Origin of the sequence: Pseudomonas sp. UBA6753 (genome assembly GCF_002453565.1) — a bacterium.
Classification (GTDB): domain Bacteria; phylum Pseudomonadota; class Gammaproteobacteria; order Pseudomonadales; family Pseudomonadaceae; genus Aquipseudomonas; species Aquipseudomonas putida_Z.
Window position 1 is genome coordinate 1 of the sequence record NZ_DKHD01000053.1, and the last position, 11,914, is coordinate 11,914.

General features: G+C 62.7%; 9 protein-coding genes. 3 read left to right on the top strand and 6 right to left on the bottom strand.

The window, feature by feature from the left end; translation table 11 throughout:
* Window positions 1-118: 118 nt before the first annotated feature.
* On the bottom strand, window positions 119-379 hold the full coding sequence (locus tag B2790_RS19495) for a DUF2798 domain-containing protein (protein ID WP_286919550.1): 261 nt from the start codon (window positions 377-379) through the stop codon (window positions 119-121).
* Window positions 380-493: 114 nt separating this feature from the next.
* On the opposite strand from B2790_RS19495, the gene B2790_RS19500 reads away from it, so the two are divergent.
* Entirely contained in the window at window positions 494-1,423 is a 930-nt protein-coding gene (locus tag B2790_RS19500) for a LysR family transcriptional regulator (RefSeq protein ID WP_075044026.1), read from the top strand.
* 151 nt (window positions 1,424-1,574) lie between these two features.
* Here the strand turns inward: B2790_RS19500 and B2790_RS19505 are convergent, their stop codons facing one another.
* The 3 genes from B2790_RS19505 to B2790_RS19515 all read right to left on the bottom strand — a co-directional run bounded on the left by B2790_RS19505 (window position 1,575) and on the right by B2790_RS19515 (window position 3,965).
* Window positions 1,575-2,861 carry an OmpP1/FadL family transporter gene (locus B2790_RS19505; protein ID WP_137163195.1) on the bottom strand — a complete coding sequence of 429 codons (1,287 nt, stop codon included), beginning with the start codon at window positions 2,859-2,861 and terminating at the stop codon, window positions 1,575-1,577.
* 147 nt (window positions 2,862-3,008) lie between these two features.
* The gene (locus B2790_RS19510) at window positions 3,009-3,491 is read right to left on the bottom strand and encodes a hypothetical protein (protein ID WP_025338041.1); all 483 of its coding nucleotides are present in this window, start codon (window positions 3,489-3,491) and stop codon (window positions 3,009-3,011) included.
* A gap of 249 nt (window positions 3,492-3,740) precedes the next feature.
* Complete coding sequence (locus B2790_RS19515; RefSeq protein ID WP_003257337.1) at window positions 3,741-3,965, bottom strand: hypothetical protein; 225 nt, start codon at window positions 3,963-3,965, stop codon at window positions 3,741-3,743.
* A 952-nt stretch (window positions 3,966-4,917) separates the two neighbouring features.
* Between B2790_RS19515 and B2790_RS19520 the strand changes: the two genes are divergently transcribed.
* Both B2790_RS19520 and rmuC read left to right on the top strand, forming a co-directional pair.
* Entirely contained in the window at window positions 4,918-5,337 is a 420-nt protein-coding gene (locus tag B2790_RS19520) for a tetratricopeptide repeat protein (RefSeq protein ID WP_025338042.1), read from the top strand.
* A gap of 292 nt (window positions 5,338-5,629) precedes the next feature.
* On the top strand, window positions 5,630-7,003 hold the full coding sequence (gene rmuC, locus B2790_RS19525) for a DNA recombination protein RmuC (protein WP_162276782.1): 1,374 nt from the start codon (window positions 5,630-5,632) through the stop codon (window positions 7,001-7,003).
* Here the strand turns inward: rmuC and B2790_RS19530 are convergent.
* A complete protein-coding gene (locus B2790_RS19530) occupies window positions 6,975-10,451 on the bottom strand; it encodes a hybrid sensor histidine kinase/response regulator (protein ID WP_025338044.1) in 3,477 nt (1,158 codons plus the stop codon). The genes rmuC and B2790_RS19530 overlap by 29 nt on opposite strands.
* A 226-nt stretch (window positions 10,452-10,677) precedes the next feature.
* Window positions 10,678-11,856 (bottom strand): MFS transporter, encoded by a 1,179-nt coding sequence (locus B2790_RS19535; RefSeq protein WP_286919551.1) that lies wholly within the window; start codon window positions 11,854-11,856, stop codon window positions 10,678-10,680.
* Window positions 11,857-11,914 lie beyond the last annotated feature (58 nt).

An 11,914-nucleotide genomic window follows, 5' to 3' on the forward strand; every position in this document is an offset into this window, starting at 1 on the left:
AAGATCAAGATCAAGATCAAGAGCAAGAGCAAGAGCAAGAGCAAGAGCAAGAGCAAGAGCAAGAGCAAGAGCAAGATCAAGATCAAGAGCAGGGGACTTGTCTGGGGTTCAGGTTACTTCACTTTGCATGCACCGTAATCGCCACCAACCGCACAACCACCGGCCTGACCATCAATACACAAACGAACGCCACAGGCATCGCCAACTGGTAAGCCTTCAGCACGTTGCCAAGGTATTCAGGGTTAATCCCCCCATTTGCTGCCGTGATCACGAAACACATCAATAGCGCCATGATCGACGACATGTAGAAGGCAAAAACGTAGGGCGTGGCGCCCGGGTGCAATTTGCGTCGGCTGCGTGTATGGGACAGGTTGCTCATGCGAACTCCTGAAAAGTAAGTAGAGGCGCAGGTTAGCAACGCACCCGGCAGCAGCTGTAGACCAGCCGTATTGAGTTCTTTATAAAGAGATTCTTACGAATCCAAGGGCTCAGCATGGACCTGCTCAACGCCATTCGCAGCTTCATCAAGGTGGTCGAAGCCGGCAGCATCGCCGCCGGTGCCCGCAACCTGGGCCTGAGCCCGGCCGCGGTCAGCCAGAACCTGGCACGCCTGGAAGGCCACTTGCAGGTTCGCCTGCTCAGCCGCACCACCCGCAGTATGGCGCTGACACCCGCCGGTACCCAGTACTACGAACGCGTCAGGCACATCGAGCGCGACCTGGCCTTGGCCGAACAGGCCGTCACCACCCCCGACAGTGAGCCCCAAGGGCGGCTATGCATTGCCTCGACGTCCGCCTTCGGTCGCCACGTGCTGGCGCCAATGATACCCGCGTTCAGTGCCCGCTACCCACTGCTTTCGATAGAGTTGGTAACGACTGATCGCCGGGTCAACCATGCGCGGGAAGATGTGGACGTGAGCCTGCGCATTGCCCGGCAACTCGAAGACCAGTTGCTGGCCCGGCATATCGCCCGTATACCGTTCATATGCTGTGCCTCGCCCGGTTACCTGCAAAGCGCCGGCGTGCCGGCCACGCCCGAGGCCTTGCGTGACCACCGCTGCCTGGTGTTCCGCTACCCGGTGGATGGGCGCTTCCTGCGTTGGGGGTTCATGCGCGACGGGCTGCGGTTCGAGCCTGAGTTCGGCAGTGTCCTGATCAGCGACGACATCGATGCCCTGACCCAGATGGCACTGCACGATGGCGGCATCACCCGCCTGGCCGAGTTCATCGTAAGGCCGCATTTGGCAACCGGGGCGCTGGTGCCGTTGTTCGAATACAGCGATAGCGGCCAGGCCTATGCCCAGACCGAACCGATGGATATCTACCTGTGCCTGGCCGACCGCTTTGCCATGACCGCAAAAGTGCGTGTGTTCATGGACTACCTGCGCGAATGCCTGGGTGACAGCTGGCAGGTACAGGCCTGAAAAGATATTGGGGCTGCTTTGCAGTCCATCGCGACACAAGGCCGCTCCTGCAGCGTCCGCATGATCCCGTAGAGTCGGTTTTGTGCGGTCGTTGCAGGAGCGGCCTTGTGTCGCGATGGGCCGCAAAGCGGCCCCGATTTTCTTGAAGCTATCAGAAGCGGTAGGTAAGGGATGCACCGATACCGTGAGCGCTGTTCTCGTACTTGGCCTGGTAGTTGCCTTTCAAGGCACCTTCCGTCGGCGAGTCCGGTTGATTGTTGACCTTGGTGTCCTCTTCCCACAGGTAGGAGTAGGCAACATCGATGGTCATGTCATCGTTCGGGCTCCAGCCGGCACCAAAGCTGACCGCTTTACGGTCGCCGGTAGGAATGCGCGGCGAGCGATCGTGGTTGTTGGTGGGCGACTGGTCGACGGAGAAGCCTGCACGCAGGGTCCACTCCTTGTTCACCTTATAGGCAGCACCAATGGCGTGTGCCCAGGTGTCATGCCAGTTCTGCTCTTCGGTGATGGTCTGCAGTGGGTAGCCCGCCGGTGCTTCGTTCTTTACAACGATGCTCTCCAGGCGGCTCCAGCGAGTCCAGGTGCTACCCGCATACAGGGTCCAGTGGTCATCCAGTTCATGGGTGACCGAGAAGTCCACGGACTCCGGTGTCTTGATTTTCAGGCTGGCGTCGAATTTGCCGCTGAGACCAGCGAGAGCAACCGGGTAGGAAACACGGGTATCGCCTTCAAGCTTGTAGTCGACCATCGAGTGATAGGTCAGACCCACGCGGGTACGGTCTGTGGCTTGTACGAGGACGCCGATGTTGTAGCCGATAGCGGTGTCGTCGCCCTTGATCTTGACTTCGCCATCAGGGCCACCGCCCAGAAACCCGGGGAAGGCGGCGCTGCTCAGGTTCGAGCCCAGTTCACCCTTGATACGGTTGATGGTCGGACCAAAACCGATCGACACCTTGTCGTTGAAGGCATAGCTGATGGTTGGCTGGAAGGTGACAACCTCGACCTTGCTCTTCTTGCCCCAGTAACGTGCCGCGTCGCCGCTACCGTAGTCGGTGATCAGGCCGTATGGCACGTAAACACCGAAACCGACGCTCCAATGATCATCGATCGGCTTGACGTAGTAACCCATGGGCACGCCCACGACCGGGACCATGTCGCCATCGGTTTCCCCCCCGAAATTGCTACCAGGACCCGAAATATCAGTTTTGGCAATTACGGCCGCACCACCCACGGTGACCTGTTCGCGCTTCAGGCGCGACATGCCTGCAGGGTTGCCATACACAGTGCTGGCATCTTCGGCAGAAGACGAACGTCCCGCAAAACCGGTTCCCATGCCGCTGATGCTTTGCTCGTTCAGCGCGAAACCTGCGGCAAGCAGTTGGCTGGAAGCAAGAGCAACGGCAATGCCGAGGGAGGTTTTGAGCATTACTTTTTTCATTATTAGAAAACTCCTTGGGATCTCCGGGGCGAAAAGCTACCAACAAATCACGCGCCGCGCTATAGCCTAAATCGCAGGAGATAGAGCGGTTTTGTAGGACAATCCGACCAAAATTCCCTTTTTTCCGGGTGTGTTGTAGGACGCGTCTTAAGATGCCTGCGGCAATCTCTGATCTATGCAGGTATGCCAGGCGTGGGTGAAGTCGCGCAGGCGACCTTGTGGGTTGAAAATCTGTCGCCAGATCCGCGCCAGCGCGAGAAGGTCATCGGCGGCAGGCAGTGGCGTGGCCTGCTCTTCGACGAGCATCCAGGCAATGGCGGTGGAATAGCGCAGGTTGACGGTGAGTTCCAGGTGCGGGCCGCCGAGGAAGGCGTGCTGGCTGGCCAGGCCGCGGACCAGGCTGGCCAGGTCGGGGTCACGGGCAAGGTAGTCGTCCCAGATCGCCTGGTGACGGTGTTCGCCGATACGGTACAGGCCATGCCCACGACGGTCGTGCAAGGCCGACCCCAGGGCCGACTGGCTGGCGGCGATGCCCAGCAACAAGGCTTCGGCGCTGGCGCAGTGACGGTTCAGGTAGACCAGGGTGGGTCGGATCACATACTGACACAATTCATTCGCCGCGATACCCATGATGCCCTCGAGCAGTTAAGGGCCGGACGGGCACTGGAGCTTGGCAGCTGGTGAGTGATCAGGCCCGCCGGAAGCGGCAAGCACCGCTCGAGTTGAAGTGTAGTGTGATAATCGTGGTGTAAAGGGCTGTTTTTAAATCGATTGCTGCCTGACGTACCGGGCTATATGCCTTAAGGCAATTACGCCACGAACATTCAGGCAGGCTTGCGATGGGATGATTCAGCGCTTGAATACCGCAGTATTCGCCGCTCACGCGGTGAGCGACTGGCGGGTTCGGGCGATGACCGCCTGCAGGGGTTCACTGCGGCTGTACTGTTCGGGGTACAGGCGCTCGGTGTGGCAGGCGACGCCGTGTTCGTCTACCAGGGTGAAGCTGAAGCTGCCCTTGCGAGGGGCAACGATGAGGCACTTCAACGGCGAGAAGGCCTGGGAGAGGGTGCCAATGGCAGCCTGAATCTGATGATGAGTTTGCATATTGTTGGAGGTTCCTGCTTTAAACACGGGGTTATGATCCGTGCATGATAGAAACGTTCCAGTGACGCCTTTATTAAGGGACGAACGAACCTGACTGGAACAGGGCAGCCAGAGGGAGCGCAATCAAAGGTGGGCGCATGGGCTGACTGGTAGGTACTTCAGAAGGCAGGCAGCACGCCGGGGCCAAGGTTCTAGGCCGTCGGTGTGAGATCCTGATCAATCTGTCACGTGATTCGTGCTTGAGCAGCGCGTGGCTGGCGAGTGAATCATCGAATGGGCCGGTCCTGGTTTCAGCAGCGCCACCCTTGGGAGGGGCGGGTCTGCAAGGACGCTTGAGGCCAGAATTGACTTTCAGCTTGGTACTAACGAGGCGCACCTTAGCGGAAATACAGGCGCTTGGCAAGCATTTCATGTTTGTTCAGGTGAGCCGAGCAGTATGGCGCGTATTTGCCCTGCTGGGAAGAGGGGGCAAAAGGCCCGCATCCGGCCTGATGTACCGATTTCGTGCACTCAAATGAAGGTTTATGGTGCACTTGTTCACATTCGGAGCAGCGCTTGCAACTGCCTGGCAACACGCCACGACAGCCTCGCCAATGCCTTGACTGGGCGGTTAAGTCAATGAAAAAAAACACTATTTTTAGCTGGTGAAAAAATCGTCAGTTTGAGCGAAAGCCCCAATTCATGGGGGTTTGCGGGGGATGGGAGGGGGTTGTCCACCGAGTTATCCACAGGAACTGTGGATTGTCCCTAGCGCTTGCTCTAGGACGGGCGTGCCAGCAATACATTGAACTGTCCGACAATCGACATGCTCCGGGAGACCTGTTGGTCATCCACTTGAAAACGTCAAGAAAAGATCATTGAAAATTTTTTTCAATCCTCCGGAAATCGAAAGGCCAAGGCGCAAGAAAAAGGGTAGAGTGGCGCGCCTTTCGAGTTGCCAAACCTGTTGCTCATGAAGTTTCGCGGTAAACCCCTCGCCAGCCCCGCTGCATCGACGCCTGCGCCTCCCCCCAAACGTTTTTCTCTCAAAGTGGCCTTGTGGCTGCTCGACAACCCGCGCCTGGGTGACAAGCCGCAGGTCAAGCACCTGGCCGGGCGCCTGTTGAAACAGCCGGCACGCCAGGGCGTGGTCGTGGCGCAAAGCCGCCTGGGGCAGATGTTGTGCCGCGATTGCGGCAATGCCCGTGACCGTCGTATTGGCCATGAACTGCTGCGCCAGGCAGCCCGCGCCGGTGATCGGCGGGCGCAGCTGGAGTATGCGCGGCTGTGCCAGCACAGCGAGCCGGAGCAGGCGCGGTACTGGCTGGAGCTGGCGGCGGGGCAGGGGTCGCAGGAAGCGCGGCGGCTTTTGAGGCAGTGGTTCCATGCCTGAGGTGTGTTGTCAGCACTGGCCTCTTCGCGGGTAAACCCGCTCCCACAGGAATAGCTATACCTCGGATACTGTGCAATCCCTGTGGGAGCGGGTTTACCCGCGAAGAGGCCGGAACAGGCAACACACCGCTCAGGCTGATAAGCTGCGATGCATTCGTCCAGGATCATTCGGGGTAAGCATGACAGTGGATCTGGCCAGCATTCTGCTGGGCTTGGTGGCAGGTGCATTACCTTGCCTGGGTTGGGTCATGCAGGTGCAGCGCCGCCAGGGTGCGCGGCAAGGCGAGCAGGCCTTGCTCGAAGAGCGCCTCAATGCTGCCCAGCTGGCCCTGGCCGGCCTGCAGGCGCAACTGGACGCCAGTCGCGACGAGGTCAGCGACCTCAGCGAAGCCAACACCGTCAAGCAGACCCAGCTGGCCGCCCAGGGCCGCGAGCTGGAACTGCTGCAGATCGACCGCGACAACGCCCGTGACGCCGCCCACGCCTGGAACCTCGAGCGTGCCAACCGCGAAGCCGAACTGCGCCGCCTGGAGGCCCAGACCGCACGCCTGGACGCCGAACTGCGCGAGCAGCAGGAAAGCCACCAGCAGCGCCTGGAAGACCTGCAGGAAGCCCGCGACACCCTGCGCGCCCAGTTCGCCGACATGGCTACCAAGATCTTCGACGAGCGCGAGCAGCGCTTCGCCCAGACCAGCCAGCAGCATCTCGGCCAGTTGCTCGACCCGCTCAAGGAACGCATCCAGGCTTTCGAAAAACGCGTGGAGGAGAGCTATCAGCAGGAAGCCCGCGAGCGCTTCTCGCTGGGCAAGGAGCTGGAGCGCCTGCAGCAACTCAACCTGCGCCTGTCCGACGAAGCCACCAACCTGACCCAGGCGCTGAAGGGCCAGAAAACCCAGGGCAACTGGGGTGAGCTGATCCTCGAACGGGTACTGGAGCATGCCGGCCTGGAAAAGGGCCGCGAATACCAGACCCAGGTCAGCCTCAAGAGCGCCGACGGCGAGCGCTTCCAGCCTGATGTGCTGATCATGCTGCCCGGCGACAAGCAGGTAGTGGTGGATGCCAAGGTCAGCCTCACTGCCTACCAGCAGTTCGTCGCTGGCAACGACGAGGCCGCGCTCAAGCAGCATGTGCAGTCGCTGCGCAGCCACGTCAAAGGCCTGTCGAGCAAGGACTACAACCGCCTCGAAGGCCTGCACAGCCTGGATTTCGTGCTGCTGTTCGTGCCGATCGAGGCCGCCTTCTCGGCAGCCCTGCAGGCGGAGCCGAACCTGTTCCAGGAAGCCTTCGACCGGCAGATCGTGATCGTCAGCCCGACCACCTTGCTGGCAACCTTGCGGGTGATCGACAGCCTGTGGAAGCAGGAACGCCAGGGCCAGAACGCCCGCGAGATCGCCGAGCGCGCCGGCTGGCTGTACGACAAGTTCGTGCTGTTCATCCAGGACCTGGACGAGTTGGGCAGCCGCCTGCAGCAGGTGGACAAGGCCTATGCCGCCGCGCGCAACAAGCTGTGTGAAGGGCGCGGCAACCTGGTCAGCCGCAGCGAACAGCTGAAGCTGCTGGGCGCCCGCGCCAGCAAGAGCTTGCCTGCCGACCTGCTGGAGCGGGCGCTGTCCGACGAGGCGTTGCCGGACGAAGCGCTTACTGAACCAGGCTCAGATGGCGATTGAGCATGGCACGCAGGGCCGCCGGCTTGACCGGCTTGGCCAGGTAGTCCAGGCCAGAGGCATGCACCATGGCGATGGTTTCCTTGCTGCCGTCGGCACTGATCACCACGCCCGGCACCGGCTCGCCCAGGCGCGCGCGTAGCCAGCCCATCAGCCCGGTACCGGTCTCGCCGTCGTCCAGGTGGTAGTCCACCAGCGCCAGGTGCGGGCGCATGCCTTTGGCCAGCAGGGCTTCGCATTCGGCGCGGTTGCGCGCGGTCCACACCTGGCAACCCCAGCGGCTGAGCAGGCTGTTCATGCCGATCAGGATGCTGTCTTCGTTGTCCACGCACAGTACCTGCAGCCCGGCCAATGGCTGGCCGCCCTGTTCCACCGGTGCGGTGGGCGCCGGGGCGGCCTGGCGAGCAATCGGTACGCTGACGCGGAACACCGTGCCCTTGCCCGGCCACGAGCGCACTTCCAGCTTGTGCCCCAGCACCCGGCACAGGCCGTCGGCGATCGCCAGGCCCAGGCCCAGGCCCTTCTCGGCGCGGGTCTGGTGGCTGTCCAGGCGCTTGAACTCCTGGAAGATCACCTGCAGCTTGTCGTCGGCGATGCCCGGGCCGCGGTCCCACACCTCAAGCCACAACTGTTCACCCTGGCGCCGTGCGCCCAGCAGGATCGGGCTCTTGCCATAGCGCAGGGCATTGGTCAGGAAGTTTTGCAGCACCCGGCGCAGCAGCTTCATGTCGCTGTCCACCCGCAGGCGGCTGCCGCGCAGGCGGAACTCCAGGCCCTTCTCGGCGGCCAGTACCTTGAATTCGGCGCCCAGGGTGTCGAACAGCTCGTTGAGGGCAAAGGGCTTGGCATCCGGAGTGATCTTGCCGTTTTCCAGGCGTGAGATGTCCAGCAGGTCGCTGATCAGCTCTTCGGCCGAGCGCAGCGAGCTGTCCATGTGCTGCACCAGTTGCCGGGCCTCTTCGTTCATGCCCTCGGCCTGCTGCGACAAGGCGGCGGAGAACAGCCGGGCGGCGTTCAGCGGCTGCATCAGGTCATGGCTGACTGCAGCCAGGAAACGGGTCTTGGACTGGCTCACCGCTTCGGCACGGCTCTTGGCTTCGGACAACGCCTGGTTCAGTTGCGACAGCTCTTGGGTGCGTTCCGCCACCCGTTGTTCCAGGCCTTCGTTGGCATCGCGCAGGGCCTGCTCGGCCTCGCGGAACGGGGTGATGTCGGTGAAGCTCATGACGAAACCGCCGCCCGGCATCGGGTTGCCGATCAGTTCGATCACCCGGCCATTGGGGAACAAGCGCTCGGAAGAGTGCGCACGGCCCTGGCGCATCCAGTGCAGGCGCCGCGCCACGTGCACCTGCGCCTCGCCCGGGCCGCACAGGCCACGCTCGGCGTTGTAGCGGATGATGTCGGCGATCGGCCGGCCCACGCTGATCAGCCCGTCGGGGTAGTTGAACAGTTCCAGGTAACGGCGGTTCCAGGCCACCAGGTGCAGGTTCTGGTCGACCACGCTGATGCCCTGGTTGATGTTCTCGATGGCCCCTTGCAGCAGGGCGCGGTTGAACTGCAGCACCTCGCTGGCTTCGTCGGCAATACGCACCACATCTTCCAGCTGCATGTCGCGGCCTTCGATGGCGGCCTTGACCACGGCGCGGGTCGACGAGGTACCGAGCACGCCGGCCAGCAGGCGTTCGGTGTGTTCGATCCAGTCGCCGTCGGCGTTCTGGTTGGGGTTGAAGCCCTTGCCCTGGCGGTAGGCGAAGCGGATGAAGCTCTGCCGGGCGCGTTCTTCGCCGACAAAGCGCGAGGCCAGGGTCAGCAGGTCGTCGATCTGCACCGCCAGCAGCGGCTTGCTGCTGGGCCTGGCGCTGGTCTGCTGGCCGATGAAACGGCCGGCCTGCCAATGCTCGGAAACCCGCGTGCGCGACAGCACCGAGACCCAGGCGAACAGGGTGAAGTTGCCCGCCAGCGACAGCACCACGCCCTGGGTCAGTGGGCTGATCGGCAGGTTAAGCGGGTTGCCGTGCAGCCACGCCAACCCTGGGAACAGCTGCAGCGACCAGCCCACGCTGTGCGCGGCAATCGGCAGCACCAAGGTGTAGAACCACAGGAAAATACCTGCGGCCAGGCCAGCGAACACGCCGCGGCGGTTGGCCTGCTTCCAGTACAGCGCACCGAGCATGGCCGGGGTCAGCTGGGTCACGGCGGCGAAGGCGATCTGGCCGATGGTCGCCAGGCTGGCGGTGGAGCCCAGCAGGCGGTAGCTGACATACGCCAGCAGCAGGATCACCACGATGGTCACCCGGCGTACCGAGAGCATCCAGTGGCGGAACGCCTCGAACGGCCGCTCGGCATTGGTACGGCGCAGCAGCCAGGGCAGCAGCATGTCGTTGGAGACCATGGTCGACAGCGCCACGGCCTCGACGATGACCATGCCGGTGGCCGCCGAGGCACCACCGATGAATGCCAGCAGGGCCAGGCTCGGGTGTGCCTCGGCCAGCGGCAGGCTGATGACGAACGAATCGGAGATCACCGTGCCCGGCAGCAGCATCTGCCCGGCCAGGGCGATCGGCACCACGAACAGCGCGGCCAGCGCCAGGTACATCGGGAACACCCAGCGCGCCAGGCGCATGTCCTGGGGTTCGATGTTCTCCACCACGGTGACGTGGAACTGCCGTGGCAGGCAGATGATCGCCATCATCGCCACGGCGGTCTGCACCACCATCGACGGCCAGTTGATGGTTTCCTGCCAATAATCCTGCAGGTGGATCGACTGGCGGGCCTGGCTGAACAGGTCGTCGAAGCCGTCATACAGGTTGAAGACGATGAAGATGCCCACGGCGAGGAAGGCCAGCAGCTTGATCAGCGATTCGAAGGCAATCGCCAGGACCATGCCACGGTGGTGTTCGGTCACGTCCAGGCTGCGGGTACCGAAGACGATGGCGAACAGCGCCAGTACCAGCGACACCACCAGCGCGGTGTCCTGCACGCGGGTGCCGGTGGCGTCGGCATTGGCGCCGATCAGCAGGTTCACGCCCAGCACGATGCCCTTGAGCTGCAAGGCGATGTACGGCAGCACGCCGACCAGGCAGATCAGCGCCACGACCACCGCCAGGGACTGCGACTTGCCGTAGCGCGCGGCGATGAAGTCGGCGATCGAGGTGATGTTCTGTTGCTTGCTGATCAGCACCATCTTCTGCAGCACCCAGGGCGCGAAGATCAGCAGCAGCACCGGGCCCAGGTAGATCGGCAGGAATGCCCAGAGCTGTTCGGCGGCCTGGCCGACCGCGCCGAAGAAGGTCCAGCTGGTGCAGTACACGGCCAGCGACAGGCTGTACACCCAGGCACGCAGCTTCGGCGGCAACGGCGTGCTGCGGCGGTCGCCGTAGAAGGCGATGGCGAACATGATGGCCATATAGGCCAGGGCGACCACGGCGATCAGCCCGCTGGACAACGACATGAAGACTCCGAAGCAAAAAGATAACGCGGTCCCGATCAATCAGTCTGGCACGCAGGTGCCGCTTCGTCAGCGCAGACGATGGTCGCAGTGGCAGGTGGTCGCAGGGGGCATCCTGTACTGGCCTCTTCGCGGGCTTGCCCGCTCCCACAGGTACGGCGCTGCCCTCAAGGCATGTTATATCCCTGTGGGAGCGGGCAAGCCCGCGAAGAGGCCAGTACAGCCAACATCAATTACTGCGGGTACCCAGCCAATAAAACACCCCCGCCAGTATCACCGACAACACCAGCAGGTAGAAGATCGCCCCCGGCCACAGATGCACCAGGGCAAACCCCACCATCACCGGCCCCAGCGCCGCACCGAGGTTGGACAGGTTCTGCGCACCGTAATACACCCCACGCAAGTGCTCCGGCGCGATCAGGTCGATGAACATGTACTCGGCCGGGATCACGATGATCTCGCCCAGGGTGAACACCAGCATCGCCAGGCACCACGCCAGCGCCGAACCGGCCAGGGCAAAGCCCAGCAGCCCTGCGATGAACAGGCCCATGCCGGCCAGCAGCCAGGGCATCAGGCGCTGGCGGCTGATGCGGCGGCCGATCATGTACTGCAGGGCAATCACTGTCACCGCGTTGGTGGTCACCAGGTAACCGATCAGGCGCGCCGCCTCGGCCGGGCTGCTGGTCACCACCAGGTACTGCGACAGGTAGGCGGTGAACTGGCCGAACACTACCGCGCTCAGCACCCCGCCCAGGGTGAAGCATACCAGCCGCCGGTCACGGGCCAGCCCCAGCGCCACCTGGCCAAAGCCGGCCCCGGGCTTGTCCGGCACACTGGCCTGCAGGCTGCGGTCACCCAGGCGCCAGTAGGCCAGGCACATGGCCAGGCCGAGCAGGGCAGAGGCGATGAACGGCATATGGTCGTTCAGCTCCAGCATGGCCACGCCCAGCAGCGGGCCGGCGGCGTAGCCGACGTTGCTGAGGGTGTACTTGATGGCGAACACTTCGGCCCGTTCCTCCACCGGCAACAAAGCGCAGAAGCCCGCCTTGGCGGCGATGTCGACCACTGCCAGGGCCAGGTTGATCATTACCAGGCAGAGAAAGAACAGCAGCGCCGAATTGCTGGCGACCGCGCCGACGAAGGCCAGGGCAAACAGCAGGGTGCTGGCGCTGACCAGTGTGTGGTTGCGCAAGGTATCCACCAGGTGGCCGCCATACAGGCTCAGCAGCGAGGCAATGATCAGCGCGCCACCGATCAGCAGGCCGATCTGGCTGATCGGCAGCTGGAAGTTGTCGGCCAGGTACACCACCAGGTAGGGCAGGGTAAGGGCGCGGGCGACGGTGAGGGTGAAGGTGGTGCCGAGCAGCAGGCGCACAGTGTGCGGGTAGCGTTTGATGGCGGCGAGCATTACACATCCTTGTTGTTCTGTTTTGCCGGGGGCCAGAATATGCCAACAGAGGCCTGCT

Excerpts from the sequence above, each read along its gene's own strand:
- B2790_RS19495 (WP_286919550.1), bottom strand. The coding sequence starts at position 379 with ATGAGCAACCTGTCCCATACACGCAGCCGACGCAAATTGCACCCGGGC.
- B2790_RS19500 (WP_075044026.1), top strand. The coding sequence starts at position 494 with ATGGACCTGCTCAACGCCATTCGCAGCTTCATCAAGGTGGTCGAAGCC.
- B2790_RS19505 (WP_137163195.1), bottom strand. The coding sequence starts at position 2,861 with ATGAAAAAAGTAATGCTCAAAACCTCCCTCGGCATTGCCGTTGCTCTT.
- B2790_RS19510 (WP_025338041.1), bottom strand. The coding sequence starts at position 3,491 with ATGGGTATCGCGGCGAATGAATTGTGTCAGTATGTGATCCGACCCACC.
- B2790_RS19515 (WP_003257337.1), bottom strand. The coding sequence starts at position 3,965 with ATGCAAACTCATCATCAGATTCAGGCTGCCATTGGCACCCTCTCCCAG.
- B2790_RS19520 (WP_025338042.1), top strand. The coding sequence starts at position 4,918 with ATGAAGTTTCGCGGTAAACCCCTCGCCAGCCCCGCTGCATCGACGCCT.
- B2790_RS19530 (WP_025338044.1), bottom strand. The coding sequence starts at position 10,451 with ATGTCGTTGTCCAGCGGGCTGATCGCCGTGGTCGCCCTGGCCTATATG.
- B2790_RS19535 (WP_286919551.1), bottom strand. The coding sequence starts at position 11,856 with ATGCTCGCCGCCATCAAACGCTACCCGCACACTGTGCGCCTGCTGCTC.